Annotated in this window: 28 protein-coding genes and 1 tRNA gene; 19 read left to right on the top strand and 10 right to left on the bottom strand. The window is 63.2% G+C overall.

Annotated features, from left to right (window positions below; all coding sequences use genetic code 11):
• Positions 1 to 129: 129 nt before the first annotated feature.
• From SYNCC9605_RS11865 to SYNCC9605_RS11880, 4 genes are all read left to right on the top strand, one after another.
• Positions 130 to 393, top strand: a complete 264-nt coding sequence (locus SYNCC9605_RS11865) for a hypothetical protein (RefSeq protein WP_041435232.1) — start codon at positions 130 to 132, stop codon at positions 391 to 393.
• Entirely contained in the window at positions 335 to 1,072 is a 738-nt protein-coding gene (locus SYNCC9605_RS11870) for an ABC transporter ATP-binding protein (RefSeq protein WP_257929433.1), read from the top strand. Before SYNCC9605_RS11865 ends, SYNCC9605_RS11870 begins: the two co-directional genes overlap by 59 nt.
• 16 nt (positions 1,073 to 1,088) lie before the next feature.
• Positions 1,089 to 1,160, top strand: a tRNA-Asn gene (locus SYNCC9605_RS11875).
• A 282-nt stretch (positions 1,161 to 1,442) separates the two neighbouring features.
• A complete protein-coding gene (locus tag SYNCC9605_RS11880) occupies positions 1,443 to 2,231 on the top strand; it encodes a response regulator transcription factor (protein ID WP_011365307.1) in 789 nt (262 codons plus the stop codon).
• A 15-nt stretch (positions 2,232 to 2,246) separates the two neighbouring features.
• Here SYNCC9605_RS11880 and SYNCC9605_RS11885 read toward each other — a convergent pair whose 3' ends face one another.
• The 3 genes from SYNCC9605_RS11885 to SYNCC9605_RS11895 are packed head-to-tail and all read right to left on the bottom strand — an operon-like array spanning position 2,247 to position 6,141.
• A complete protein-coding gene (locus tag SYNCC9605_RS11885; RefSeq protein ID WP_011365308.1) occupies positions 2,247 to 3,191 on the bottom strand; it encodes a DNA polymerase III subunit delta' in 945 nt (314 codons plus the stop codon).
• Positions 3,188 to 3,817, bottom strand: a complete 630-nt coding sequence (gene tmk, locus SYNCC9605_RS11890; protein ID WP_011365309.1) for a dTMP kinase — start codon at positions 3,815 to 3,817, stop codon at positions 3,188 to 3,190. The genes SYNCC9605_RS11885 and tmk overlap by 4 nt, the downstream gene beginning before the upstream one ends.
• The gene (locus tag SYNCC9605_RS11895; protein ID WP_041435235.1) at positions 3,814 to 6,141 is read right to left on the bottom strand and encodes a heavy metal translocating P-type ATPase; all 2,328 of its coding nucleotides are present in this window, start codon (positions 6,139 to 6,141) and stop codon (positions 3,814 to 3,816) included. Before SYNCC9605_RS11895 ends, tmk begins: the two co-directional genes overlap by 4 nt.
• A gap of 85 nt (positions 6,142 to 6,226) precedes the next feature.
• On the opposite strand from SYNCC9605_RS11895, the gene SYNCC9605_RS11900 reads away from it, so the two are divergent.
• A complete protein-coding gene (locus tag SYNCC9605_RS11900; protein ID WP_011365311.1) occupies positions 6,227 to 6,748 on the top strand; it encodes a photosystem I assembly protein Ycf3 in 522 nt (173 codons plus the stop codon).
• A 1-nt stretch (position 6,749) separates the two neighbouring features.
• Here SYNCC9605_RS11900 and radA read toward each other — a convergent pair whose 3' ends face one another.
• Positions 6,750 to 8,147 carry a DNA repair protein RadA gene (radA, locus tag SYNCC9605_RS11905; protein ID WP_011365312.1) on the bottom strand — a complete coding sequence of 466 codons (1,398 nt, stop codon included), beginning with the start codon at positions 8,145 to 8,147 and terminating at the stop codon, positions 6,750 to 6,752.
• A gap of 90 nt (positions 8,148 to 8,237) precedes the next feature.
• Between radA and rpaB the strand changes: the two genes are divergently transcribed.
• The 5 genes from rpaB to SYNCC9605_RS11930 are packed head-to-tail and all read left to right on the top strand — an operon-like array spanning position 8,238 to position 12,906.
• Positions 8,238 to 8,984 (top strand): response regulator transcription factor RpaB, encoded by a 747-nt coding sequence (gene rpaB / locus SYNCC9605_RS11910; RefSeq protein WP_041435238.1) that lies wholly within the window; start codon positions 8,238 to 8,240, stop codon positions 8,982 to 8,984.
• Positions 8,965 to 10,284 carry a phosphate acyltransferase PlsX gene (gene plsX, locus SYNCC9605_RS11915; RefSeq protein WP_011365314.1) on the top strand — a complete coding sequence of 440 codons (1,320 nt, stop codon included), beginning with the start codon at positions 8,965 to 8,967 and terminating at the stop codon, positions 10,282 to 10,284. Before rpaB ends, plsX begins: the two co-directional genes overlap by 20 nt.
• A 27-nt stretch (positions 10,285 to 10,311) precedes the next feature.
• Complete coding sequence (locus SYNCC9605_RS11920; protein WP_011365315.1) at positions 10,312 to 11,331, top strand: beta-ketoacyl-ACP synthase III; 1,020 nt, start codon at positions 10,312 to 10,314, stop codon at positions 11,329 to 11,331.
• 28 nt (positions 11,332 to 11,359) lie between these two features.
• Positions 11,360 to 12,256 carry an ACP S-malonyltransferase gene (gene fabD / locus SYNCC9605_RS11925; protein WP_011365316.1) on the top strand — a complete coding sequence of 299 codons (897 nt, stop codon included), beginning with the start codon at positions 11,360 to 11,362 and terminating at the stop codon, positions 12,254 to 12,256.
• Positions 12,253 to 12,906, top strand: a complete 654-nt coding sequence (locus tag SYNCC9605_RS11930; RefSeq protein ID WP_011365317.1) for a lysophospholipid acyltransferase family protein — start codon at positions 12,253 to 12,255, stop codon at positions 12,904 to 12,906. Before fabD ends, SYNCC9605_RS11930 begins: the two co-directional genes overlap by 4 nt.
• Here SYNCC9605_RS11930 and SYNCC9605_RS11935 read toward each other — a convergent pair.
• From SYNCC9605_RS11935 to SYNCC9605_RS11945, 3 genes are read right to left on the bottom strand one after another with little or no spacing between them, the layout of a single operon-like run.
• Entirely contained in the window at positions 12,869 to 13,444 is a 576-nt protein-coding gene (locus SYNCC9605_RS11935) for a YdcF family protein (RefSeq protein WP_011365318.1), read from the bottom strand. The genes SYNCC9605_RS11930 and SYNCC9605_RS11935 overlap by 38 nt on opposite strands.
• The gene (gene tsaB / locus SYNCC9605_RS11940) at positions 13,444 to 14,067 is read right to left on the bottom strand and encodes a tRNA (adenosine(37)-N6)-threonylcarbamoyltransferase complex dimerization subunit type 1 TsaB (RefSeq protein WP_011365319.1); all 624 of its coding nucleotides are present in this window, start codon (positions 14,065 to 14,067) and stop codon (positions 13,444 to 13,446) included. Before tsaB ends, SYNCC9605_RS11935 begins: the two co-directional genes overlap by 1 nt.
• Positions 14,064 to 14,315: a Ycf34 family protein gene (locus SYNCC9605_RS11945; protein WP_011365320.1), complete on the bottom strand. Its 252-nt coding sequence runs from the start codon at positions 14,313 to 14,315 to the stop codon at positions 14,064 to 14,066. Before SYNCC9605_RS11945 ends, tsaB begins: the two co-directional genes overlap by 4 nt.
• 32 nt (positions 14,316 to 14,347) lie before the next feature.
• Between SYNCC9605_RS11945 and SYNCC9605_RS11950 the strand changes: the two genes are divergently transcribed.
• Both SYNCC9605_RS11950 and SYNCC9605_RS11955 read left to right on the top strand, forming a co-directional pair.
• A complete protein-coding gene (locus SYNCC9605_RS11950) occupies positions 14,348 to 15,541 on the top strand; it encodes a tRNA nucleotidyltransferase (RefSeq protein ID WP_011365321.1) in 1,194 nt (397 codons plus the stop codon).
• Positions 15,542 to 15,602: 61 nt separating this feature from the next.
• Positions 15,603 to 16,034: an RNA recognition motif domain-containing protein gene (locus SYNCC9605_RS11955; RefSeq protein WP_011365322.1), complete on the top strand. Its 432-nt coding sequence runs from the start codon at positions 15,603 to 15,605 to the stop codon at positions 16,032 to 16,034.
• Positions 16,035 to 16,105: 71 nt separating this feature from the next.
• On the opposite strand, the gene SYNCC9605_RS11960 is transcribed toward SYNCC9605_RS11955, so the two are convergent.
• Together SYNCC9605_RS11960 and pds are read right to left on the bottom strand one after the other, a co-directional pair.
• Entirely contained in the window at positions 16,106 to 17,014 is a 909-nt protein-coding gene (locus SYNCC9605_RS11960; RefSeq protein WP_011365323.1) for a phytoene synthase, read from the bottom strand.
• Positions 17,015 to 17,017: 3 nt separating this feature from the next.
• The gene (pds, locus tag SYNCC9605_RS11965; protein ID WP_011365324.1) at positions 17,018 to 18,436 is read right to left on the bottom strand and encodes a 15-cis-phytoene desaturase; all 1,419 of its coding nucleotides are present in this window, start codon (positions 18,434 to 18,436) and stop codon (positions 17,018 to 17,020) included.
• Between the two features lie 88 nt (positions 18,437 to 18,524).
• On the opposite strand from pds, the gene SYNCC9605_RS11970 reads away from it, so the two are divergent.
• A complete protein-coding gene (locus SYNCC9605_RS11970; RefSeq protein ID WP_025362552.1) occupies positions 18,525 to 18,872 on the top strand; it encodes an NAD(P)H-quinone oxidoreductase subunit M in 348 nt (115 codons plus the stop codon).
• Positions 18,869 to 19,504, top strand: a complete 636-nt coding sequence (locus SYNCC9605_RS11975; protein WP_011365326.1) for a DUF3172 domain-containing protein — start codon at positions 18,869 to 18,871, stop codon at positions 19,502 to 19,504. The genes SYNCC9605_RS11970 and SYNCC9605_RS11975 overlap by 4 nt, the downstream gene beginning before the upstream one ends.
• Here the strand turns inward: SYNCC9605_RS11975 and SYNCC9605_RS11980 are convergent.
• Complete coding sequence (locus tag SYNCC9605_RS11980) at positions 19,495 to 20,484, bottom strand: LysR family transcriptional regulator (RefSeq protein WP_011365327.1); 990 nt, start codon at positions 20,482 to 20,484, stop codon at positions 19,495 to 19,497. The two genes, SYNCC9605_RS11975 and SYNCC9605_RS11980, sit on opposite strands and share 10 nt — an antisense overlap.
• 81 nt (positions 20,485 to 20,565) lie before the next feature.
• Here SYNCC9605_RS11980 and SYNCC9605_RS11985 point away from each other — a divergent pair, with 81 nt between their 5' ends.
• The 5 genes from SYNCC9605_RS11985 (at position 20,566) to SYNCC9605_RS12005 (ending at position 26,500) form a co-directional block, all read left to right on the top strand.
• Entirely contained in the window at positions 20,566 to 21,297 is a 732-nt protein-coding gene (locus SYNCC9605_RS11985) for an NnrU family protein (protein WP_011365328.1), read from the top strand.
• 34 nt (positions 21,298 to 21,331) lie between these two features.
• Positions 21,332 to 23,341, top strand: coding sequence for an NAD(P)H-quinone oxidoreductase subunit 5 (locus SYNCC9605_RS11990; protein ID WP_011365329.1), 2,010 nt, complete (start codon positions 21,332 to 21,334; stop codon positions 23,339 to 23,341).
• Between the two features lie 92 nt (positions 23,342 to 23,433).
• Positions 23,434 to 25,071: an NAD(P)H-quinone oxidoreductase subunit 4 gene (locus tag SYNCC9605_RS11995; RefSeq protein WP_041435248.1), complete on the top strand. Its 1,638-nt coding sequence runs from the start codon at positions 23,434 to 23,436 to the stop codon at positions 25,069 to 25,071.
• A 67-nt stretch (positions 25,072 to 25,138) separates the two neighbouring features.
• Complete coding sequence (locus SYNCC9605_RS12000; RefSeq protein ID WP_011365331.1) at positions 25,139 to 25,540, top strand: lipopolysaccharide assembly protein LapA domain-containing protein; 402 nt, start codon at positions 25,139 to 25,141, stop codon at positions 25,538 to 25,540.
• Positions 25,541 to 25,597: 57 nt separating this feature from the next.
• Positions 25,598 to 26,500, top strand: coding sequence for a segregation/condensation protein A (locus SYNCC9605_RS12005; protein ID WP_011365332.1), 903 nt, complete (start codon positions 25,598 to 25,600; stop codon positions 26,498 to 26,500).
• The last annotated feature ends 11 nt before the right edge of the window (positions 26,501 to 26,511 follow it).

Raw genomic sequence — 26,511 nt, forward strand, 5'->3', positions numbered from 1 at the left:
TAGGGGGTGATCACCTAAATGGGGCGGCTCCCTGCACCCATTTCGAGGGGATGAGTAGAAATGCGCATTTTTGGACCGACAGGATGCCGGTCCCTCCGCGAAGATGACCCATCGCTTCTTTCCAACGCTGTGTACGTCATCGAACTGGCCCTGCGCATGAGTCCTGTCCCGGTGTCTGTTCAGCGCAAGGAGCATTCAGACGCCGAGGCGCTTTATCAACAGATCCGCCAGGCCCTCGAGAACGGTCAACCGCGGCTGATGGAGCTCACCTGCGAGAAAGTGGAAGGAAAGAAAGTGACGCTGCTCGTCAGTGAAGTTCTCGCCGTTCAGCTTTATGAGAAGGCTGCGGCAGCGGGTGGCAGCAAGCGTCCCGGCTTTTCCTTTGATTCCTGACATATCGACCACCGAATTGAGGGTTGAAGCCGTCAGCTACCGCTGGCCAAACGGCCAACAGGCCCTCAACCGCTGCAACCTGGTCATCCCTGGCCCAGGCCTGTGGATGCTGGTGGGCAGCAATGGAAGCGGCAAAAGCACCCTGTTCCGCCTGATTTCCGGCCTTCTGGAACCCCAGAGCGGACAGATCGCCTGCCGCTCCAAAACAGCCCTGGTGTTTCAAAACCCAGACCATCAGCTTCTGCTCCCCAGTTGCGGCAGCGATCTGATGCTGGGCATGGACCCTGAGGGGGCGCAACAGCATCGCCAGAGCACCATGCGCGAGCTACTGGGCCAGCTCGGCCTCGCCCAGCTGGAGAAGCGGCCGATTCACAGCCTCAGCGGCGGCCAGAAGCAACGCCTGGCGATTGCCGGAGCCCTGGCGAGCGACGCCGGGCTCTTGCTGCTCGATGAACCGACCGCGCTGCTGGATCCCAGCAGCCAATCAACGGTGCTGACCACCGTGCAACGGCTTTGCAAAGACCCCGTCAACCCGATCACGGCGCTGTGGATCACCCACAGGCTTGGTGAATTGGCCTTCGCTGATGGCGCCGCCCGCATGCAGGACGGTCGGATTGGTCCATGGACCCGGGGAACAGAACTGCAACGGCGCTTGCAGGGCGGCACATTCGAGGGGTAAGGTCTTCGGGTCTAATTCCTCGGTAGCTCAGCGGTAGAGCGGTCGACTGTTAATCGATTGGTCGCAGGTTCGAATCCCGCCCGGGGAGTTTCAAAGCCACAGCTCATGCTGTGGCTTTCTTATTGACGAAAAAAGGAATTTCGTGACGGGGGATTGCCGGAAGCGGAAGACTTCCTAAACAGCCGCCGGCGAAAGACAAGCCAAAAAACCGCCAGATCGCTGTTCCTGCATGCGATTTGCGACAACCAAGCCCCTGACAGTTCCTTTGCTGAAAATCTGCAGAGAGTTGAAAAGCTTGAGAGAATCCGTTCAGCGTTAATCCCTACAGACAAGCGCTTTTTATTTCTCCAGCCGAATTGCCGCCGAACTGATGAAGCCCTGCATCCTGCTAATCGAAGATGACCAGGACATGCGCGACCTGGTCAGCGGCCATTTGGAGCACAGCGGCTTCGATGTGCAGCGCGCCGACGATGGCATCAAGGGTCAGGCTCTTGCGCTCCAGTACACCCCTGATCTGATCCTGCTGGATCTGATGCTGCCCAAGGTGGACGGCCTCACCCTGTGTCAGCGCCTGCGGCGCGACGATCGAACCGCTGGGATTCCGATCCTGATGCTCACGGCTCTTGGCGGCACCAAGGACAAGGTGAGCGGTTTCAACTCAGGAGCCGACGATTACCTGACCAAACCATTCGACCTGGAAGAGCTTCAGGCGAGGGTCAAAGCTCTGCTTCGTCGCAGTGACCGGGCGCCCGTTGGATCCACCAACCACAACGAAATCCTCAGCTACGGGCCGCTCACTCTGGTGCCCGAGCGCTTTGAAGCCATCTGGTTCGATCAACCCGTGCGGCTCACCCACCTGGAGTTCGAGCTGCTCCATTGCCTGCTTCAGCGTCACGGTCAGACCGTTGCCCCCTCGTTGATCCTCAAAGAGGTGTGGGGCTACGAGCCCGATGACGACATCGAGACCATTCGCGTGCACGTGAGGCACCTGCGCACCAAGCTGGAGCCCGATCCCCGCAAGCCACGCTTCATCAAGACGGTGTATGGAGCGGGCTACTGCCTGGAACTGCCCACCAGCGCCCAGATGGACGGCCTGGAGGACGTGGTGGCCATGGCCCGCGAAGAGCGCAAGCAGCAGGGCGATCGTGCCTCGGCTTAATCACCCATAGGCGCCCTAGGAAACGGATGGGATGAGGTCGAGTAGCGCCACCTCCCAGGCCAAGCGCGGCTGAACGAACGAAAGCAGCTGAGCCCGCAGCGTGTCCAAGCGCTTCAGCCTTAACGCGGAACTGCCGGAACGCCAGAGCTGGTGCTGCCACCAGCCGATCAACCACAATTGCTGCTCCCCATCAAGGGCTTCGCAAAGATCTCGCGCCAACGCCAGCGCCTCCATTGGGGTTGCGGGAAGCGAATCGAGGCGCTGAACCAACTCCTCGGGCAGTCCAGCAAGGCTGCGCCGATGGTCGATCAAAGCCCCTGGAGACCCGGCGGCGAGGGCCAGAAGTTCGGGGGCATCGTGAGCTTTTGCACCGGTGCGCTCGAGCACCAGTGCCATGGCCTCTTGGTTGAGCCTGAGGAACCGAATCAACTGACACCGGGATCGAATCGTGCTGAGCAGCCGCTCGGGGGCTGACGTCAACAGAATCAGCACCCCATGGCCGGGTTCCTCCAGCGTTTTCAGCAGGGCATTGGCCGCCGCTTCCGCCATCGCCTCCGCGGCCTCAATCACGACCATGCCGCGCTTCGCCTCCACCGGCTGCCGGGCCAGACAGCGACCGATGTCGCGGATCTGCTCCAACCGCAACTGGGGCGGGGTGCGGCGGCTGAGCCCCGCTTCCTCGGCTTCGGCGCGGGTCAGCAAACGGCCCTGATGCTGATACGTGGGTTCGACCCAAAGCAGGTCAGGGTGATTGCGCTCCAACAGGCGTCGGCGTTCCCGCACCGAGGGCTGACCATCGGCCAGCAGTCCCTCGAAAAAACGCACCGCCGCCAACTGGCGTCCTACCCCTTCAGGGCCGGCAAAGAGGTAGGCCGGGGCCACGCGTCCCTGGGCCAGGGCTGCCGAGAGCAGATCAACAGCAAGGGGCTGGCCGATCAGATCCTCAAACAGCGCGCTCAAGCCAGATGCTCCTGAAGCTGACGTTCCAAAGCAGCACGAACAGCACTGGCTGACTGATCTGCAGCGACTGCACACCAGGAGCGATGCTCAGCCAACTGGGCAAAACCCTGCGCAACCCGCTCCAGGAATGCGGCTCCCTCGGCTTCGATGCGGTCCTCCTTGTCCCCGAGACGACGCTGCAGGCTCTCTTGAACGGAAAGGCGCAGCCACAGGGTGATATCGGGTTGCAGCCCCGCAGTGGCGATCTGTTCGAGCCGCTGAATCAAGTCCCGATCCAAACCACGGCCATAGCCTTGATAGGCAAGGGTCGATCCCGAGAAACGATCGCTGATCACCCAATCACCACGCTCCAGAGCAGGACGGATCAACGTTTCAACATGCTGCGCCCGATCGGCGGCGTACAGCATCAGTTCAGCAGTGGGAGCTGGTGCCTCCTGGTCTGACGTGTGCAGCAGGAGTTCACGGATCGAGCGCCCCAGGGGAGTGCCTCCCGGCTCACGGGTGCAGACCACAGCAGCGCCCTTCGGCATCAGACCGCTGTTGGGCAACCACTCGAGCAGATGTTGGATCTGCGTGGTCTTGCCGCAGCCGTCGATGCCCTCCAGAACGATGAAGCGACCGGTCATGGCAAGCGAAGAGCCAGGGCGTTGAGCACCACAGTGATCGAACTCAGGGCCATCAGCAGCGCCGCCAGCGGGGGCGACAACAGCACCCCATGGCTGGGGAGCAGAGCACCGGCGGCGACCGGGAGAACAATGAGGTTGTAACCGAAGGCCCAGAACAGGTTCTGCCGCACCTTCACCAGGGTGCGGCGGGCCAGGCCGAGAGCTTCGGGCAGGTTGTCGAGGCGATCGCCAAGCAACACCAAGCCAGCAGAGTCCTGAGCGATCTGGGTACCGGTGCCGATGGCAATCCCAAGATCAGCCGCGGCCAGCGCCGGAGCATCGTTGATGCCGTCGCCCACCATCGCCACCAGCTCCGTCTGCCGTAGTTGCTCGAGGCGTTGCAGCTTCTGCTCCGGCAGCATCTGCCAGCCCAGATCCTGGGCAGCAAAGCCCAGCTGCTGACCAAGGCGCTGCACAGCGGCCTGCCGATCACCACTGAACACCGAAAGCGCCAGACCGTGAGAGCGTAGGCGTTGCAGTGCCGGTGCCACATCCGGACGCAGCTGATCCTCGATCTGCACCAGGCCCATCAGGGCATCTCCCACCGCCACAGCCACCACCGAGCCTTCAGCGGCGGCAAGCCAGTCCTGGGCTGCGGGGGCGATGGCAACACCCTTGTCCAGCAACCAGTCGGGCTTGCCCACAAGCACCCGAGCTGAGGCACCATCCACGTGACCCTCCAGTCCCTGGCCGGAGACGGTGCGAACGTCGTCGCAGTCCAGCAGAGCCAGCTCCCGGCCCTGGGCCTCCTGCAGCAGGGCATAGGCCAAGGGATGTCGGCTGCTTTGCTCCAGGCTGGCCGCGAGCTGCAACAAATGATCCGGGTCGTCCCCGTACACATCGGTCACCAGAGGGCGACCCAAGGTGAGGGTGCCGGTCTTGTCGAAGACCACATGATTCAGCCCCGCGGCGGTTTCAATCACATCGCCACCGCGAAACAGCCAGCCACGCCGTGCCGCCAGGCCGGTGGCCACGGTGATCACGGTGGGGGTCGCCAAACCGAGGGCACAGGGGCAGGCGACCACCAGCACCGCGATCGACAGTTGCAGGGCCAGACCCATCGGGGTGCTGGCGCCACTGCCCAAGCCACCGTGATGCATGCCATGGCCATGGTCCATCCCATGGGACATCGCTTGGGGCATGGGCATCCCAGGTGCTGAAGCCTGCAGAACCTCAGGCCAGTGCTGGGCCCCGAACAACCACCAGAACAAAAACGTGGCGACGGCCAAGGCGATCACGCCGTAGCAGAAGCGGCCTGCAACACGATCGGCCAGGCCCTGGATGGGCGCCCGACGGGCCTGGGCCTGCTCCACTAGACGAATGATCCGGGCCAGGGCCGTTTCAGCACCAACACGGGTGACCTGCAGCACCAGAGTTGCCTCCAAATTGAGGCTTCCTGAGGACAACTCCGTGCCGGGCTCGGCCTGCAGAGGGAGGGGCTCGCCGGTGAGGCTGGACACATCAACGGCCGAGGCCCCCTCAAGCACCACCCCATCTACCGGGATGCGGTCACCGGCCAGCAACTGGACGGTTTCACCAGGCCTTAGAGCGCCCACGCGCACCTCACGGATCGTCCCGTCGCTCAAGAGCAGCCGCGCGGTGTCCGGCTGGAGCTGGGCCAGTTGCTGCAGGGCCTGACCGGTCCGAAAACGGGCCCGTTCCTCCAGGAAACGCCCCAGCAGGACGAACCCCAGCAACATCACCGGTTCATTGAAAAAGCAAGGCCAACCCACCTGGGGCCAGACCAAGGCCACGAGGCTGGCCAGATAGGCACTGCTTACCCCCAGGCCCACAAGGGAATCCATGCTGGGAGCCCCTGCTCGAGCGGCCGCAACTCCACCCACCAGGATTGGACGGCCCGGTCCCAGCAGCGCCACCGTGGCCAACATGGCGTGGAAGGGCAGGGTGCCGATCAGAGGCAGCGACAGATGCCCTGCCTCGCTGACATGTCCCAGAACCGACAGCAACAGCAGCACCAGGGCCACCATCAGCTGTCGCCATTGCTGCCACCAGCCCGGCAGCACCTGCCCGGCAGCCATCCCTCCAATCGGCGCATCCAGGGAACGCTCCTTGGCTGGAAAGCCCCTGTCTGCAAGGGCTTTCAAGACACCATCCACATCGATCTCACCGGCGGTGAGATCGAGCCAGGCCGAGCGGCTGACCAAATTCACATCGGCGCGCTGGACACCGGGCTGATCCAACAGGGTGGTTTCCACAGCGCGGACGCAACCGCCGCACTTCATCCCTTCCACATCCAGGACGACGGTCTGAACCACAGGGCTCACAGGTGTTTACGCAACAGGGATCTTTACGAGCAGGCTAGGTCGGGCTCCGGTCCCGTCAGGATGGGTGTCCGACCGCCGGAGCGCCGTGCCCCGCAGCAACCGCAACGACAACTTCATTGACAAGAGCTTCACGGTGATGGCGGACCTGATCGTCAAGCTGTTGCCGATCAATGCCCGCTCCAAGGAGGCCTACGTCTATTACCGGGATGGCCTCTCGGCCCAGAACGATGGTGACTACGCCGAAGCGCTGGAGAACTACGAGGAAGCCCTGAAGCTTGAGGAGAACTCCACCGACCGGAGCGAAACCCTCAAGAACATGGCCATCATTTACATGTCCAACGGCGAGGAGGAGCGGGCGATCGAGACTTACCGCAAGGCTCTCGAGGAAAACCCGAACCAGCCCTCCTGCCTGAAGAACATGGGGCTGATCTACGAAAAGTGGGGCCGCATCGCCGAGGAGGGCGGTGAGCAGGACTCAGCGGATCGCTGGTTTGACCAGGCCGCTGATGTCTGGACCCAGGCCGTGCGCCTCAATCCCGGCGGTTACCTCGATATCGAGAACTGGCTGAAGTCCACGGGCCGCAGCAACGTCGACGTTTACTTCTGAATTAGTCCTGGTCAGGCTGCACGGCCTGACCGAGTGCCAGCACCAGGGCCTCGGTGACGCTGTCGGCCTCCAGCAGAGCCAGATCCAAACCTGAAGCCAGATCGCCTAGGCCACTGCCCCGGGGAACGACGGCCCGCTGGAACCCCAGCCGGGCCGCTTCCTGGATCCGAAGCTCCAGCTGCCCCACAGGGCGCAACTGCCCACCCAAACCAAGCTCGCCGATCAACACCGTGCCCGCAGGCAGAGTGAGATCCCTGAAGCTGGCCACCACTGCTGCCGCCACCCCCAGATCCGCCGCAGGTTCCTCCACCTCCAGGCCACCGGCGACGGCGAGGTAGCAGTCGAAGCGGGAGAGCGGCAGTCCCATGTGCTTCTCCAGCACCGCAAGGATCTGGTGCAGACGGTTGGTGCCGATCCCTGTCGCCGTGCGGCGCGGACTGGCATAGCTGGTGACGTTCACCAAGGCCTGCAGATCCACCACCAATGAGCGCGTGCCCTCACAAGCCACGATCGTGGCGACACCGGAGGCGCGGGCATCGCTGAGGAACAACTCACTGGGGTTGCCCACCTCGGCCAGGCCACCGCTCTGCATCTCAAACAAACCCAACTCATGGGTTGCACCGAAGCGGTTCTTGACGGCCCGCAGCAGGCGATGACTGGCGAAGCGATCCCCCTCAAAGGTGAGCACCGCATCCACGAGGTGTTCCAACACCTTCGGGCCGGCCAACATGCCTTCCTTGGTGACATGGCCCACCAACAACAATGAAATGTTCTGACGTTTCGCCAGCCGTTGCAGAGCAGCCGCACATTCACGCACCTGACCGACCGACCCCGGCGCACTGGTGAGATTGGCGTCATGCAAAGCCTGAATGCTGTCGATGATCGCTACAGCGGGGCGCAGGGCCTCCAGCTCCTCCAGCACCAGTTCCAGATCGGTTTCGGCCAGCAACTGCAGCTCCGACGCCCCCCCGGCAAGCCGCTGCCAGCGCAGCTTCACCTGCTGGGCTGATTCCTCAGCACTCACATAGAGCACGGATGCACCGGCCGCCATCGCTGAGGCGCTCTGCAGCAGCAATGTGCTCTTGCCAATGCCCGGATCGCCCCCCACGAGCACCAGCGAACCGGGGACCAGACCACCACCCAGAACGCGGTCGAATTCCGCCGACCCGGTGGCTAGCCGCTGCAGCGGCTGATCCTCCAGCGAAGCCATGGCCGTGGACCGTCGCGGCGCAGCCGCCACCTCCGGATCCGGGGCACTGCGGCGGCGACGGCCATCGTCGGCGGGCTGGGATTGCTCCACCAGCGAATTCCAGCTAGCGCACTCCGGGCAACGGCCGAAAAACTGTCGGGCACGGGCTCCACAGACCTGACAGACGAAAACAGCGGTGGATTTGGGCACTGCGAACTGTGAAGAAAGTTGCCGTTGAATGAACGAAGCAGGGGGCTGCCCTTTTATTTGTGGCGAGAAGTGACTAACGCCTCGGTGCCCATGACGGCCACGGCTCCCACCAAGGAAACGATCCTCGTGGTCGACGACGAGGCATCGATCCGCCGGATCCTGGAAACCCGTTTATCCATGATCGGGTACAACGTCGTGACCGCCTGCGACGGCACCGAAGCTCTGGAATTGTTCCCCACCTGCACGCCCGACTTGGTGGTGCTGGACGTGATGATGCCAAAGCTGGACGGCTATGGCGTGTGCCAGGAGCTGCGCAAGGAATCCGATGTTCCCATCGTGATGCTGACGGCCCTCGGCGATGTGGCCGACCGGATCACCGGACTTGAGCTAGGCGCCGATGACTACGTGGTGAAGCCCTTCAGCCCGAAGGAGCTGGAGGCCCGCATCCGCTGCTTGTTGCGCCGGGTCGAGAAGGAGCAGGTGGCGGGCATTCCCAACTCCGGCGTCATCCAGGTCAGCGACCTGCGCATCGACACCAACAAACGCCAAGTGTTCCGTGGCGATGAACGCATCCGCCTAACGGGGATGGAATTCAGCCTGTTGGAACTGCTGGTGAGCCGTTCCGGTGAACCGTTCAACCGCGGCGAGATCCTTAAGGAAGTTTGGGGATACACCCCGGAACGCCACGTGGACACCCGAGTGGTGGATGTTCATATCTCTCGCCTGCGTTCCAAATTGGAGGATGATCCTGCCAATCCCGAGTTGATCCTCACGGCTCGGGGCACCGGCTATCTGTTCCAGCGCATCGTCGATTCCGTTGCCTCCGAAGGTCCCTGATCCCACCCCGGCACCTCAGCCGCGGCACAAGACCAACCGTCCTCGGGCGATCCGTCGCCTGGTGATTTGGTACCGGCGCAACGCCGCCGTAACAACCATCGTTGATGGTGCTGCCAACTCAGCGACGGCAGCTGGCTCGATGGCAGGCACCGTGGCAGAAACCGTTGTGTCGGGAGCCGGGACGGTGGCCAGCAGCGTGCTCCAACCGCTGGGGTTCGATCCCCTGCGCTGGCTGCAGGGGGGCACCGATACCGATGAGATCGACGATGCAAAGCGTCTCTGGGTGGCCGTCGATGGCATGGGTGGTGACCATGCGCCGGGGCCGATCCTGGAGGGATGCCTGGACGCCATTGACCGGCTGCCACTGAAGATCCGCTTCGTGGGGGAAATCGAACGGGTGATGGCCGCCGCCAACAGCCTGGGCCTGCGCGAAGCCTTGGAGACTGCGCGGGCCGCCGGACATCTGGATCTGGTGGCCAGTGGCCCCTCCATCGGCATGGATGACGAGGCCACGGCGGTGCGGCGCAAACGGGACGCCAGCATCAATGTGGCCATGGACCTCGTGAAGAAAGGCAAGGCCGAGGCGGTGTACTCCGCCGGCAATTCCGGTGCGGTGATGGCTTCGGCGATTTTTCGGCTGGGACGGCTGAAGGGCATCGACCGCCCCGCCATCGGTGCCCTTTTCCCCACCAAGGATCCAGGCAAACCGGTCTTGGTGCTCGATGTGGGGGCCAACATGGATTGCAAACCCACCTTCCTGCACCAGTTCGCCCTGCTGGGGAACATCTACAGCCGGGACGTACTTCAGGTGAAACGCCCACGCATCGGGCTGCTGAACATTGGCGAGGAAGAGTGCAAGGGGAACGATCTCTCCCTGAAGACCCACGAATTGCTGCGGGACGAATCCAGGCTCCACTTCGCAGGCAACTGCGAAGGCCGGGATGTGCTGTCGGGCGATTTTGATGTGGTGGTCTGCGATGGGTTCACCGGCAATGTGCTGCTGAAGTTCCTGGAGTCCGTCGGCAGTGTTCTGCTGGGAGTGCTACGGGCGGAGTTACCCCGAGGGCGTCGCGGCAAGGTTGGATCAGCGTTTTTACGCAGCAACCTCAAACGCATCAAGAAGCGACTCGACCATGCCGAGCACGGTGGTGCTCTGCTGCTGGGCGTGAACGGCATTTCCGTCATCGGCCACGGCAGCAGCAAGGCCCTCTCGGTGGTCAGTGCCTTGCGCATTGCCCACTCCGCAGCCAGCCATGGGGTGATGGAGGATCTCGCCAAGCTGCAACAGGGTTGTGATTGACTGACGCGACGTCAATCAACCTCCGTCTTGGTCGAGCCGCTCAGCACAACCAGGGGGGTGTTGTTCCGAGGGTCCGGCAGCGCGACGCCCAGCCGCTCGATCAGCAACGCTGAACTTGGCCAGCGGGTTGAGACGAGTGACGAATGGATCCGCAGTCGCACTGGTATTGCCGCGCGACGTGTGGTCAACAGCGACGAATCCCTTGCAGAACTGAGCGGACTGGCGGCGGAACGGGCTTTAGAGATGGCCGGTTGGTCGGCTGACAGCCTCGATCTCATCCTGTTGGCCACCTCCACTCCAGACGACTTGTTTGGTTCAGCGCCACGGCTGCAGGCTCGCCTCGGCGCCATCAATGCCGCGGCCTTTGATCTCACCGCAGCCTGCAGCGGATTTCTTTTCGCCGTTGTCACCGCCGCCCAGTACCTGCGCAGTGGGGCGATGCGCCGCATCCTCGTGGTGGGGGCCGATCAACTCAGCCGCTGGGTGAACTGGGACGATCGACGCTCCTGTGTTCTCTTCGGTGATGCGGCAGGTGCCGTGGTGCTGGAAGCGACAGAGAACGGCCAGGACGATCTCGATGGATTCCTGCTTCGCTCCGATGGCAGCCGCGGCGAGGTGCTCCAGCTCCCCCAGGTGAGCCAGCGCCAGCCCTTGGTGGGGGACGCCAGCCATCAGTGCGGCGGCTTCGAACCCATCCAGATGAACGGGCAGGAGGTCTACAAATTCGCGGTGCGGGAGGTGCCAGCGATTCTCGAGAAGCTGCTTGTACAGGATGGTGTCGCCGCAGATTCCCTCGATTGGCTGCTGCTGCATCAGGCCAACCAGCGCATCCTTGATGCGGTGGCGGATCGGTTCTCGGTGCCCTCTGAAAAAGTGCTGAGCAACCTGGCCCACTACGGCAACACCTCGGCAGCCACCATCCCCCTGATGCTGGATGAAGCCGTGCGGGATGGACGCATCCAACCCGGCCACCGCATCGCCAGCAGTGGGTTCGGCGCGGGATTGAGCTGGGGTGCAGCCCTCTTCCGCTGGAGCGGGCCCGCCTAATCTCCGGCACGGTCTGCAGAACACAGCAATGGCGATCGCCTGGGTCTTTCCCGGTCAGGGCTCTCAAAAGGTGGGCATGGCAGAAGCGCTGCTCAGCATCGATGGCAGCCGCGAGCGTTTCGCCATGGCGTCCGAGCTGCTGGGGCGCGACCTGCTGGCGATCTGCCAGGGGGAAAGCGGCGGTGGTGATGGGCCGGATGACCTCAACGACACCCGCAACACCCAGCCCGCCCTGTTCGTGATCGAATCGTTGCTGGCCGACAACCTTCAGCAGCAGGGCCGCGAGCCTGCGCTGGTGGCCGGCCACAGCCTGGGGGAGCTGGTTGCTCTGTACAGCGCAGGGGTGTTTGGGCTGGAGACCGGTCTGCAGCTGATGAAAACCCGCTCAGAACTGATGGCGAGCGCCGGGGGCGGCGCCATGACGGCAGTGATCGGCTTCGATCGTGCTCAGCTGGACGACCTGGTAGCCGCCACGGACGGCGTCAGCATCGCCAACGACAACAGTGATGCCCAGGTGGTGATCTCGGGCTCTCCAGAGGCCGTAGAAGGCGTGAGTGGAGCCCTGAAATGCAAGCGCGCCATCCCTCTGGCCGTCTCCGGAGCCTTCCACTCCCCGTTCATGGCGCAGGCGGCTGAGCGCTTCGCCGCCGAGCTGGACAACGTGCCCTTCCTCGATGCCCGCGTTCCGGTGCTCAGCAACAGCGCCGCCAGCGCCAGCACCAGTGCAGACGAGCTCAAACAGCGCTTGAAGCAGCAGATGACCACCGGCGTGCGCTGGCGCGAAACCATGGCGGCCATGACCGACAGCGGCGTGGACACCCTGGTGGAAATCGGTCCGAGCAACGTGCTCAGCGGCCTGGCCAAACGCAGCATGAGCGGGGTCACCACCGCCCAGATCTCCGGGGCAGGAGACCTCGGACAGTGAGTCACTCCAGCCTCGTCCGCACCCCCAAGCCAAGCCTCACCTACCGGCTGGTCAGCAGCCTGCTGGTGTTCCCAGTCTTCCGCTTGCTGTTCCGCGGATCGACCGCCGGCAACAATCGAGTGCCCAGGCAAGGGCCCCTCGTGGTGGTGGCCAACCATGGCTCGCACCTGGACCCGCCCCTGCTAGGTCATGCTCTGGGGCGCCCCGTGGCCTTCATGGCCAAGGCGGAACTGTTCAGCATCCCGCTGCTGGGACGCGTGATCCAAGCCTGTGGTGCTTACCCCGTGCGGCGGGGTGCCAGCGATCGCGAAGCGATCCGCACAGCCACGGCTCGCCTCGAAGAAGGCTGGGCCACTGGGGTGTTTCTGGACGGCACCCGACAGAACGATGGCCGGATCAACAACCCACTCCCCGGAGCGGCCCTGCTGGCGGCGCGCACGGGAGCCCCGCTGCTGCCGGTGGCCATCTGCAACAGCCACCGCGCCTTGGGCAGCGGGCGCAGCTGGCCGCGCTTGGTGCCGATTCAGCTGCGCATCGGCGACCCCATCCCAGCCCCGGCCAGTCGCCGCAGGCCTGATCTGGATGCCACCACCGCTCTGCTGCAGGAACGCATCAACGCCCTGCTGGATCAGGGTCCGCAGCATCCCTGAGGTCGCGACCTGTCATCACCCACGCAACCGCGCGAAGCCAATCACTCCATTGTTTGAGGCGCCCCTCCTGGGCGCAGTCTTCGCGGCAGGCCACGGGAACGCCGCTGAGCTGAATTCCGCGGCTGCCGGCCACCACCTGGCCCACCGCCATGGAGCGGGGCAGGTGGTCTTCGCTGGTCACCAGCAGCACGTGGCGAACGCCATCCGCCTGCAGCTCATCCACCACCGACGTGAAGTTGCTGAGGGTGTCACGGGCCCGGTAATCCAGGGTGACGCGGTCGGGATTGAAGCGCTCCTCACTGAGCATCCATTCGGCGTACTCACGGTTGCTGCCGCCGCTCACCAGCAGGGGCAGGTCGAGCTGACGGGCCAACCGGGCACCCAGTCGTTCCCGGTCCACATCCCCACCGAGCACCAGCACCAGCTGCGGCGGGCTGCGATCCAACAGAGCCCGCCGATAGGGCGACAACGGGCCGGGCCCCAACAGCCAGACCATCAGACCAGCTCCCAGTAGCAGCCCGGTACGCACGCCCGCCATCAGACCTGTCCAACAGGGGAGGTGGGGTAGATCGGCAGAACCTCAGCCCAGGGCATCGATGCCCCGGCAGCATGGCTGTGCTGCAGCAGCTTCAGCAACTGCGCCACATCCGCCTCCACATCAAGCTGCACCTCAACAGCGGGCTGGGGTGATGCCCCCTGCGGCAGCAGGGTCGGCAAGCTGAGTTCATGCACCTGCCCAGCCGTGATCCGGTATTCGCCACCCACCACCCCCCGCCGGGGCAACTCCTGGGTGATCCAGAACGGTTCCCCCTGCATGGCTTTGGGCAATTGCCCCTCCAGACGTGGGGCCATCAGGGCATAACTGCTCACCCCCAGCAGGGGGCAATCCAGCTGTTGCGCCAGGGTGCGGGCCATCACCACCGTTAGGCGGGTGCCGGTGAAGCCACCGGGTCCCGTCGCCACAGCAAGGCCCTGCAACTGGGACCAACGCTCAGGCGGGAGGAGCGCCTGAACCCGCGAAATCAAGCTGTTGGACAGGCCCCGGCCATCAGGATGGACCTGCACCAGAGGCTCTGCCCCGGGCTGCTGGGGATCCAGCAGTGCCATGCCGAAGCAATCGGAGCAGCTGTGCAGGGCAAGCAGCAGCGGCAGAGCCGTCATCGGGGCAGCTCTTGTCCAGGACGGCAACGCTGCCACCGCCCTGGATCCGCCTTGAAGCTGGAGCAGGACCGCACATCCCACTCAATCCCGGCCTGGCCATCGGGGAGATCCATCACCGAAACGTGAATGCGAGGCGCGTCTGGCTCAAAATCCGGGGTCTGGGCCAGATGCGGAACACCATGCTGACGCTCAACTGCGTGGTAGGCCTGACAACGGTCGACCCAGCTGCAATCCACGCAGATGCACATGCCTCCCGAGGCCGTTTATTCCCTCCATTCTGATGGCCCAAGGCTCCGGCGACGCGTTACTTGACCAGCTGCGAGAGCGACTGGCGCCAGCCCAGTGGCCTCTCCCCCTGGCACGGCTGCCGGAGGGCACGGCGCTGGTGGGTGGCGCCGTGCGGGATGGCTTGCTGAACCGTCTCCAGGAGCAGCCGGATCTTGACCTGGTGGTCCCATCTGATGCCATCGCCCTGACCAAGGCCTTGGCCCAGGAGCTCGATGGCACCTGTGTGGTGCTGGACGCAGAACGGAACATTGCTCGGCTGGTGCTTGGGGGCTGGACGGTTGACATCGCCCGGCAGGACGGAGACCGCATCGAAGACGACCTCTGGCGGCGCGACTACCGGCTCAATGCCATCGCCGTGTCGCTCCAACCCTGGGGAGAGCTGTGGGATCCCACAGGGGGACTGAATGACCTCCAGCAGGGGTGCCTGACCGCCGTCTCGCAAGCCAACCTCATCGACGATCCTCTGCGGCTGCTGCGGGGATTGCGGCTGATGGCGGAAATCCCGCTAACCATCACCAGCCAGACCATGGGCTGGATTGAGCGCCACGCCGCACGGCTTCCGGAAGCAGCGCCGGAGCGGATCCTGGCGGAATTGCAGCGACTGGTGCGGGGCAAGCATGCTGACGCCGCGATTGCAGCCCTCAGGAGCCTGCCGTTGCTGCATCCCTGGGCGGCCGCAGGGCAACCTCCCACGCCCGGCAACACGGAAGGCCTGAGCAGCGAGGAAACCGCAGCAGCAGTGCCCTTGGCACGGCTGACGGCCCTGGTGAGCGATGAGGGCCTCAAGCAACTCCGGGCCAGTCGCGCTCTACGCCAACGCTGCAAACGGCTGCGGAGCTGGCAGCAACGCACCGGTCAGGCACCGGAGTCGCTATCCGAGAACGATCAACTCCGATTGCACGAGGAGCTGGAAGGGGATCTCCCCGCCTTGGCCCTGCAACTGCCCATGCCCGAGAAAGGGATCTGGCTGCGGCGATGGCGCGACGCTGAGGACCCTCTCTTCCACCCCAGAACTCCAATCGACGGCAACGGCCTGCTCACGGCCCTGAAGGTCGAACCCGGGCCCCGTCTCGGACGCCTGCTGCATCATCTGAAGCTTGAACATGCCTTTGGGCGCATCCAAACCCCAAGCGAAGCGCTGAAGGAGGCCCAACATTTCTTGACCCGTGAAAGCGAGGCTCTGTGATTAACTTTCCAGGTGTCAATGATGACGGTCAGACACCGACAGATCACATTTTCTTTCCTTCATGAGCATCCGCCTGTACATCGGCAACCTGCCGCAGACCTTTGAAGAACAGGAGCTGGTGGCTCTGCTCAAGTCGGTGGGAGAAGGGATCCGCTTCAAGTCGGTTCTCGACCGCGAAACCGGAGCATGCCGCGGTTTCGGCTTCGCCAACGTGGACGATCCGAAGCTGGCTGATGCCGTGATCGAAGCGCTGAACGGGAAGGATTTCGGCGGCAGCGCTCTGCGCGTCGAGCGCTCCGAGCGTCGCGACAACAATGCTGGCGGCAACCGTCGTGGGGCCCCCAACGCAGCCGGTCAGCCTCAAGTGGCCCGCAAGGCAGTGAACAAAGTGGTTCACTCCAATGCGAAGAACGAGGGCGCTCCCGACCCCCGCTGGGCCGGCGAGCTGTCCAAGCTCAAGGATCTCTTGGCCAACCAGAAGACGGCGGTTTGATCCGTCGCCGATCTGATTGAGGGAAACAGCCGATCAACTCCAGCCCCTGCCGGTCTGTCCGGCGGGGGTTTTTAGCGTGACTGAGCCAACAGGAATGAACGGGGCAGATCAAGCAGCTTGTTGACCTTGGCCACGTAGGCACGGTGATTGAACACGTCGTAATCGACCCGCTCGATTTCATCCAGGATGCCGCGGTAGAGCCGAAGCGACGTCCACACCGGCCAGCGCGCATCGGCAGACAGCCAACGGACTCCTGCTTCGGAGCGAGCAAACCAATCGCGGGCCCGCTCCAGCTGAAAGCGCATCAACGCACGCCAGGCGGTGTTGAGGGTTCCAGCCATCAACTCCTCCTCGGAATAGCCGAAACGCTCGAGATCTTCCTGCGGCAGATAGATACGACCACGGCCCCGGTCTTCCCCCACATCCCGGAGGATGTTGGTGAGTTGGTTGGCGATCCCCAGGGAGACGGCGGCATCGGAAGTGTCGGGACAGTCGCTCCAGGGGGCTGAGGTGTAGGCCTGGTCGACACCCATCACCCCCTGGGTCATCAAGCCAACAGTGCCTGCCACGCGATAGCAATAGAGCTTGAGGTCTTCAAAGCGGGGGTAACGGGTCCAGGTGAGGTCCATCCGCTGGCCCTCAATCATGTCGAGATAGGGCTGTATGCCCTGGGGAAAGCGCTCCAGGGTGTCCACCATCACCGCATCCAGGTCATCCTCCACCCGGCCATCAAAAAGAGCACGGGTCTTCTCCTCCCAGCGGTCGAGCCGCTCAGCAAGTTCTTCAACCGGACGCGCCTGGGCCTCCGGGCTGTCCATCAGTTCATCGGTGCGCCGGCACCACACATAAATCGCCCAGATGGCACGCCGCTTCTCTGGAGGGAGAAGCAAGGTGCCGATATAGAACGTCTTGGCCCACTCGGCGGTCTCCCGACGGCAGGCCTCAAAGGCTGCGTCGAGATCCGGGGAGGCGAGGGGCATGGCTCAGGCCGTCACAGGCTCACTGGAAGAGGTCGATGATGCCAGCTGGCCTGTCTTGCGGTCCACCGCACCGGCACAGAGCTTGCCACTGAGCACAGCACCCTCCATCGAGGCGAGATAGCGCTGCATGGTGTAGTCGCCCGCAAGGAAGAAGTTCTTGATCGGGGTGGTTTGATCCGGGCGCAGCTCCTGGCAACCGGGGGTAGTCTTGTAAACGGACAGCGGCGTCTTCACGACCTTGTATTTGCGCAGGGTGGCGGGGTTGTCGCCACTGAAGTGAATCGGGAACAGCTTCTTGAGCTCACCCATGGTGGCCTCGATGATCTGCTCGTCGGGACGGCCGATCCAGTCTTTGGCGGGAGCAAAGACCAGCTCAAGCATCGACTTATCGGGGTCTTCGTACTCTCGGCAGGTGATGCTCATGTCGGCATACACGCTGAGCAGGGGAGAGCGGCTGAACAGCAGATGGTCGATGTCGGTGAGCTTGCGATCAAACCAGAGGTGCAGGTTGATCACGGGGACACCCCGGAGGCCATCCAACTTCTGGAACACCTCCATCTGCTTCCAGGGCTCAGGCAGCAGCAGCTTGAAAGGATCCACCGGCAAGGCACTGACATAGGCATCAGCGGTGAGATCGAAGCTTTCCTTGCCTTTCACGCCACCGATGTGGAAGGCCGCCACCGAACCATCGGCATTGAGCTTGATCTCACGCAGGGGGCTGTCGAGGTGCACTTCACCACCCAGTGATTCGATGTGTTCGACCACCGGCTGGCAAAGGCGCTCCGGCGGTGCACCATCCAGGAACGCCATCTTGGAGCCGTTCTTCTCCTGCAGGAAACGATTGAGCGCTGTGAGAACAACGGTGGCAGAAATTTCATCGGGATCGATGAAATTCAGGGCCTTGCTCATCGCCAAGAACACCTCATCGTTCACCCGCTCTGGGATGTTGTGGACCCGCAGCCACTCGGTCCAGGAGTATTTGTCGCACTCCTCGACGTACCCCTGACCCCGGAGCATTGCAGGCACAAGGCCCAGGCCAAAGCTGATCTTCTCCGGCCAGCTCAGCATGTCGTTGTTGCCCAGGATCGCCGCCACACCATTGACCGGTGCCGGCAGATCGGGGAAATCAAAACGGCTGTAGGTGCCTGGTTCGTCCTGCTGGTTGAAGATCATCGAATGGCTCTTCCACTGCAGCCGGTCTTCGATGTTCAGCTCCTTGAACAGCTGCAGCATGTTCGGGTAAGCCCCGAAGAAGATGTGCAGGCCGGTCTCGTACCAGTCGCCGTCCTCATCTTTCCAGGCCGCCACCTTGCCGCCGAGAACATCCCTGGATTCCACGACGATGGGGGTGTGGCCGGCATCTGCCAGGTATTTGGCACAGGAGAGTCCAGCAAGACCAGCTCCGGCAATAGCGACGCGCATGCGGCCGTCCCAAAAGTGAAACCAACCTTAAAAGGGCTTGACCCCCGTTCGCTTCTTAAAGTCGTGTCAGCTTTCCCGTGGGCGCGTCTTGGCTGACACCCTTCTCAAGTGCACCACCCGCCACGTGCGCCTGTTCACAGCAGCACTTCAAGAGGAGGATTTGGTTCCTTCGGATGACCAGCTGACCTTGGATCTGGATCCCGACAACGAATTTCTCTGGGATGCCGCCAGCCTTGCCAAGGTGCAGGGACGCTTCAAGGAACTGGTGGATGCCGCAGCCGGCGGCGAACTGAGTGACTACACCCTGCGCCGCATCGGCACAGACCTAGAGGGATTCATCCGGCAACTGCTCCAGGCCGGAGAACTCAGCTACAACCCGGATGGCCGCGTGCAGAACTTCTCCATGGGCCTGCCCCGCACCCCTGAACTGTTGTGACCGGCTCGCGCTACGACCGCGGCGGCCGCCGACCGCGGGACGGCCGCTACGACCGCGTTGAGCGTGACCGCTATGACGCTCAGCCCCAGGGCGGATACGGCCGTCCTCCCGGCCCCCCACCAGGGGGTGGAGGCAGCCAGGGCGGCTTTCAATTCAGCACCCTCACCGTGGCCGTCCTGGCAGGGGTTCTCGTGGTGGGGATTGGCATCGGCAGCGCTGTCACCAGCACCACCACGGGCGACCAGGGAAACATCGCCAGCTCCCAGCAACTGGACATGGCCGTTCCTGACCCGGAGTTCTGCCGCCAGTGGGGGGCGAGCGCCTTCGTCATGGACATCGAGATGTACACGACGCTCAACCCCTCCAGCAGCTTTGTGACCCAGCCGACCCTGCAACCGGGTTGCGTGATCCGTCGGGAGAACTGGTCGGTGCTGCGCAAGGAGGGAGCCATCACCGCCGAACAGGAGCGTGAGTGCAAACAGCGGATGAACACCTTTGCCTACATCGGCTCCGTTCGGGACAAGCCCGTGGTGCGCTGCGTCTACCAAACCGACATCAGTGAGAACAAATTCCTCACCAGAGGCGTGGCAGATGACGCTGTGGGCGTCACACCAGAGGCCGATCAGTTCTGAACAAGTTGCTCCCCGATCGCTTCAGGCACGACCTTCGCTGCCTGGCGAATCGGGCTGTCAGCACTGGCAAAGACGGGCAGTACGTCATTGCGGAAGGCCACCGAAGAGCGTGAGCAGTAGCGGGCGGGGTGGGTGATCAGCTTGAGCTGGCGCCGCACCTGCAGATCAGCCACCTGGGGCCGATGAATCGTGCCCGCCGACAACTCCCGCTCGATCGACACCACGGGAACAAAGGCGGCGCCCAGGCCCGCCTGAACAGCATTTTTGATGGCTTCCAGCGAATTCAGCTCCATATCGATGCGGAGGCGCTGCACATCCAGGCCGGAACGCGCCAGAAGCTGGTCGACCATCTTCCGGGTGGTGGATTGCGCATCGAGGCAGACAAAGCCGAGGCGATAGAGGTCTTCCTTGGTGAGTTCAGCCAGCCGGGCCAGGGGGTGCTTCACCGGCAGCACCAGCGCCAGCTCATCACTGGCGTAGGGCACCACTTGCAGCAGTTCATTGAGTTCCGCTGGCAATTCACCACCGATGATCGCCAGGTCGATCTGACCGTTGGCCACACTCCAGCCCGTGCGGCGGGTGCTGTGGACCTGGAGCTGGACGGAGACGTCTGGATATTTCTGGCGGAACAGGCCGATCATCCGGGGCATCAGATAGGTGCCGGTGGTCTGACTTGCCCCCACGATCAGGGATCCACCTTTGAGGTTGTGGAGATCATCCAGGGCCCGACAGGCTTCGTGGCACTGGCTCAGGATCCGGTCGCAGTAACTCAGCAGCAGATGGCCCGCTTCAGTGAGCTGCGCCTTGCGCCCGCCGCGATCAAACAGCGACACCTCCAGCTGCTTCTCCAGGTTCTGGATCTGAAGGCTGACGGCGGGCTGGGTGACGTAAAGACTGTCGGCGGCTTTCTTGAAGCTGCCCTCACTGACAATCGCGCGAAGGATCCGCAGCTGGTCGAGGGTGAACGGCAGATCGGCCACCGCGGAACACCCGGAGGAACACCAGAAATTTAGGACCGCCACGTCCGCCAGCCAGAATCACGCCCTTCCAACGCAGCCGCCATGGCCTCCACCCACCACAGCAGCGTCGTGATGCTGGTGCTGCTAATCCTGTTTGCGGTGATTCACAGCGGTGGAGCTGCCATGCGCAGCCGGGCTGAGGACGTGATCGGAGCGAGGGCCTGGCGCCTGATCTTCGCGGCAGCCAGCATTCCCTCGGCCGTGGTGGTGATCGGCTGGTTCCTGGCCCATCGCTACGACGGGGTGCGGCTGTGGAATCTCCAGGGCGTGCCTGGGGTGATTCCGATCGTCTGGATCGGAACCGCCATCAGCTTTCTATTCCTTTATCCAGCCACCTACAACCTGCTGGAGATCCCTGCTGTGCTGAAACCACAGGTGCGTCTTTATGCCACGGGAATCATCCGCATCAGCCGCCATCCCCAGGCCATCGGGCAAATTCTCTGGTGCCTCACACACGCCCTCTGGATCGGCAGCAGTTTCATGTTGGTGACCTGCGTGGGCCTGATCGGCCATCACCTCTTCGCCGTCTGGCATGGCGACCGGCGCCTCAAGACCCGCTTCGGTGAGGCCTTTGATGAGCTCAAGGCCAGCACCTCGATCGTGCCGTTCGCTGCCGTTCTGGACGGACGCCAGCAGCTGCAGTGGCAGGAATTTATCCGTCCCGCGCAACTGGGCATCGCCATTGCCGTCGGCGTCTTCTGGTGGGCCCACCGCTTCATTCCGACGGCTGCCGAGTTGATGCGCAATTCAGCACTCCAGAACTTGCTGGGCTGAGCTGCCTACACTCGCTTCAACCTGCTGTTTGCGGATGCCCTCGGCCGAGGAACTCGCCTGGCTCATTCCCGTTCTGCCCCTGTTCGGCGCCGTGCTGACCGGGCTGGGGTTGATCAGCTTCAACCGCACGATCAACCGGTTGCGCAAACCCGTTGCGCTGCTGTTGATCTCTTGTGTTGGTGCAGCTGCGGCCCTCAGCTACAGCATCCTGTTCAACCAGCTCAATGGCGCCCCGCCGGTCGAGCATCTGTTCGTCTGGGCCAGTGCCGGCAGCTTCATTCTGCCGATGGGCTACGTGGTGGATCCGCTTGGGGCGGTGATGCTGGCGCTGGTCACCACCATCGCCCTGCTGGTGCTGGTGTATTCCCACGGCTACATGGCCCACGACAAGGGCTATGTGCGCTTCTTCACCTACCTGGCGCTGTTCAGCAGCTCAATGCTGGGGTTGATCATCAGCCCCAATCTCCTCGAGATCTACGTCTTCTGGGAGCTGGTGGGCATGTGCTCCTATCTGCTGGTGGGCTTCTGGTACGACCGTGATGGCGCCGCCCACGCCGCCCAGAAAGCCTTTGTGGTGAACCGGGTGGGTGACTTCGGCCTGCTGCTGGGCATCCTTGGCCTGTTCTGGGCCACCGGCAGCTTCGATTTTCAGGGAATCGCCGATGGCTTGCAGAACGGCCTGGCCGCCGGAACCGTGGCGCCATGGGCCGCGCTGCTGCTCTGCCTGCTGGTGTTCATGGGTCCCATGGCCAAGTCGGCCCAGTTCCCTCTCCACGTCTGGCTCCCCGATGCCATGGAGGGCCCGACGCCGATTTCGGCGCTAATTCACGCCGCCACGATGGTGGCCGCAGGGGTGTTCCTGGTCGCCCGCCTCGATCCCCTCTACGCCCAGTTCCCCGTCGTTCAAACCGTGATCGCTGTCGTTGGCACGATCACCTGCTTCCTGGGAGCCTCCATTGCCCTCACCCAGATGGATCTCAAGAAGGGTCTGGCCTACAGCACCGTCTCCCAGCTCGGTTACATGATGCTGGCGATGGGTTGCGGCGCCCCGGTCGCCGGCATCTTCCACCTGGTGACCCATGCCTTCTTCAAGGCGATGTTGTTCCTGGGATCAGGCTCCGTCATTCACGCCATGGAGGAGGTGGTGGGCCACGAGCCCGTTCTCGCCCAGGACATGCGCCTGATGGGAGGCCTGCGCAAGAAGATGCCCGTCACCTCGATCACCTTCTTCATCGGCTGCATCGCCATCAGCGGCATTCCGCCCCTGGCCGGCTTCTGGAGCAAGGACGAAATTCTTGGTCAGGCCTTCAACAGCTACCCGCTGCTTTGGGTGGTGGGCTTCCTGACGGCGGGGATGACGGCCTTTTACATGTTCCGCCTCTATTTCCTCACCTTTGAAGGGGAGTTCCGCGGCAACGACACCGCCATGCAGGCCCAGCTGCTGAGCGCAGCCGGAAAGGATCCTTCCGAGCACCACGCCCATGGCGGCAGCGTGCATGAATCGGCCTGGCCAATGGCGGCCCCCTTGGCGGTGCTGGCGGTGCCTTCTGTGCTGATTGGCCTGCTGGGCACCCCCTGGAACAGCCGATTCGCAGGCCTTCTCAATCCCGAAGAAGCCCTCGAGATGGCCGAACATTTCAGCTGGGGCGAGTTTCTGCCTCTGGCGAGCGCCTCCGTCGCCATCTCCGTTGCCGGCATCACCCTGGCTGTTCTGGCCTATGCCCTGCGTCAAATTGATCTGGGGCAGCTGGTGGCAGGTCGCTTCCCGGCGATGAATGCCTTCCTCGCCAACAAGTGGTACCTCGATGTGGTGAACGAGAAGCTGTTCGTTCGCGGCAGCCGCAAACTGGCCCGCGAGGTGCTCGAGGTGGACGCCAAGGTAGTGGATGGCGTGGTCAACCTCACCGGACTGCTCACCCTCGGCAGCGGAGAAGGTCTCAAATATCTCGAGACCGGACGGGCCCAGTTCTATGCCCTGATCGTGTTTGCCGGCGTGATCGGCTTGGTGGTGCTGTTCGGCGTGATCGGCGGACCAATCGCTTAAGGGCTAACGCCCATGTGTGTCATCGCCTATCGAGGTGATGACACAGCGGCCATGATTTCTACGATCCAACCAGTAAGGATCGGATTGACAGCGTGTTGGAATTCGCAGTCGCCGGGGTGAGTGAGCCGGTGCAGGCCACCGTTCCATGGCTGAGCCTGTCGATCCTGGTGCCGATTGTGGGTGCCCTGCTTGTTCCGCTGGTTCCCGACAAAGGCGAAGGCAAGCAGGTGCGCTGGTACGCCCTGATCGTGACGCTGATCACCTTCCTGATCACCGTCGCGGCCTACCTCACCGGCTACGACCCGAGCCTGAGTGGATTGCAGCTGTCTGAACGGGTGAGCTGGCTGCCGGATCTTGGCCTCACCTGGGCGGTGGGTGCCGACGGCCTCTCGATGCCGTTGATCCTGCTCACCAGCTTCATTACAAGCCTGGCCTGCCTGGCGGCATGGCCGGTGAGTTTCAAACCGCGGCTGTTTTATTTCCTGCTGCTGGCCATGGACGGCGGCCAAATTGCGGTGTTCGCCGTGCAGGACATGCTGCTGTTCTTCCTGGCCTGGGAGCTGGAACTGATCCCGGTGTATCTGCTGTTGGCCATCTGGGGCGGCAAGAAACGCCAGTACGCCGCAACCAAATTCATCCTCTACACAGCAGGCAGCTCGTTGTTCATCCTGTTGGCCGCCCTGGCCATGGGCTTCTTCGGCGGCGGCACCCCCAGTTTTGAGTACACCGCTCTTGCGGCCAAAGACTTCGGAACGGGCTTTCAACTGCTCTGCTATGCCGGGCTGCTGATCGCCTTCGGCGTGAAGCTGCCCATCGTGCCCCTGCACACCTGGCTGCCTGATGCCCATGGCGAAGCAACGGCACCGGTGCACATGCTGTTGGCCGGCATCCTGCTGAAGATGGGCGGGTATGCACTGCTGCGCTTCAACTGTGAGTTGCTGCCAGCGGCCCACTCCCAGTTCGCCCCACTGCTGATCGTGCTGGGGGTGGTGAACATCATCTACGCCGCCCTTACCTCCTTCGCCCAGCGCAACCTCAAGCGAAAGATCGCCTACAGCTCGATCAGCCACATGGGCTTCGTGCTGATCGGCGTGGGCAGCTTCAGTGCCCTGGGCACCAGTGGCGCCATGCTGCAGATGATCAGCCACGGCTTGATCGGCGCCAGCCTGTTCTTCCTCGTGGGTGCCACCTACGACCGCACCCACACGCTTCAGCTGGATGAGATGGGAGGCATTGGCCAGAAGATGCGCATTATGTTCGCGCTCTGGACGGTGTGTGCGCTCGCCTCCCTGGCCCTGCCCGGCATGAGCGGATTCGTGAGCGAACTGATGGTGTTTGCCGGTTTCGCCACGGATGAGGCCTACACCCTGCCCTTCCGAGTGGTGATCTGCGGGCTGGCCGCTGTCGGCGTGATCCTCACACCGATCTATCTGCTCTCTATGCTACGCGAGATCTTCTTCGGCAAGGAGAAAGAGGAGCTGGTATCCCACACCAACCTGGTGGATGCGGAGCCGCGCGAGGTGTACATCATCGGCTGCCTGCTGGTGCCGATCATCGGAATCGGGCTGTACCCCAAGCTGATGACCGACAGCTACCGCAGCTCGATCGAAGCCCTGGTGAGCCGAAACCTGGGTGCGATGGAACAGGTGATCTCGCCAACGGCCCCCTTGATTCGAGGTCAGGCCCCCGTTCCGGCGATCATCCAGGCCCCCGCCGTGGGCGCGTCATAAATCACGTATCGATTCCGATTCATTCACGGCCAACCATCCGTAAGTTCCAGGGGAACGCTCCCCTGCCATGCGTCAGATCAACTTCGGCCTGATCTTCAGCTTCGGCCTGATCACGGTGTTCTTCACTCTGGCGAACACCAGCCCCACGACGGTTCACGTGTTGCCCGGAGTTGAGTACACCCTGCCTTTGGCGGGTCTGCTGCTGCTGGCAGCGGGGTTCGGAGCCGTGTCGGCTTGGTTCTTCGCGGCCTGGACCGGGATGCTCAACAACGTTGAACAGTTCAGCAAGGCCAACGAATACGAGGCCCAGCAGGTGCGGATCCAGGAACTGGAGACCGACCTCAGCCGCTACCGCTCCACCGTCGAAACCCAGCTGGGACTCCTGCCTGCCACCACCGTCAGCGCGACCAGTGCTGGGAGCGACGACAGCGACCAGAAGGAGGTCACCGACGCCAGCAGTGCGGCCTAAGGCAGCACTGGCGACACCGGTTGAGGACCGATACCTTGCCGGAAAAGGGTGAATGACTTGCTCCAGGTGGCCCCCAACGACGGCGCTGATGCTGGAGCCCGCCTTGCGATTCGGCTGCTGCAGGACGCAGCGGAGCGAGGGGATCTGGATCCCTGGGATGTGGATGTGATCGCCGTCATCGACGGCTTTCTGGATCAACTCCGGCAACGCATTGAAGTTCCCGGGCAGGTGGCAGCCGCCCTGGCCGGACGGGGCGGCAGCTATGAGCGGGACCTCGCCGACAGCAGCGAAGCCTTCCTGGCCGCCTCGGTGTTGGTGGGACTCAAAGCGGAGATGCTCGAAACCAGCATGTTGCCGCCACCGCCCGAAGTCGAAGATCACTTCGATGCCGACTTCGATGGGCAAGGTTGGCTTGATCCGGCCTTTGATCTGCCCCGACGGCCGGAACGCCATCTGCAGCGGCGTCCTGTAGCACCGCCGCCCTTGCGTCGCCCCGTCACCCTTGGCGAGCTGATCGAACAGCTGGAATCGATTGCCGAGCAGCTGGAATCAGACGAACTCGAGGCACGCCGCCGCAAACGCCAAAAGCGCTACAGCAACCGTGAAGCCATCGCCCAAGTGGCCGGGCTTGCCCATCGCGAAAAGCTGCCGGAAACAACTGCAGCACTGGGTGTGTTTCTGAACGGTTGGGAGACCGCCCTGGACTGGGTGGGCTTCGATCAACTGGTGGATCAGTGGGAGGTGGCCGCCGCGGCGGACCTGGACCGGGATCGGGTTGGGGTGTTCTGGGCCCTGCTGTTTCTCTCCTCCCAGGGCCGGGTTGAGCTGGAGCAGGAGGGTTGGCTGCACGGGCCGCTGCGATTGAAATTCATTCCTGCGAGTGGAACTGCAACGCAACTGCCGATCCGCAGCCTTCAGGTGCCAGATCCGTCGCCGACCCGGACGGTCGTGGCGGCCTAAGACCGGGTCTA

The sequence above is a fragment of the Synechococcus sp. CC9605 genome, from assembly GCF_000012625.1.
GTDB lineage: Bacteria > Cyanobacteriota > Cyanobacteriia > PCC-6307 > Cyanobiaceae > Parasynechococcus.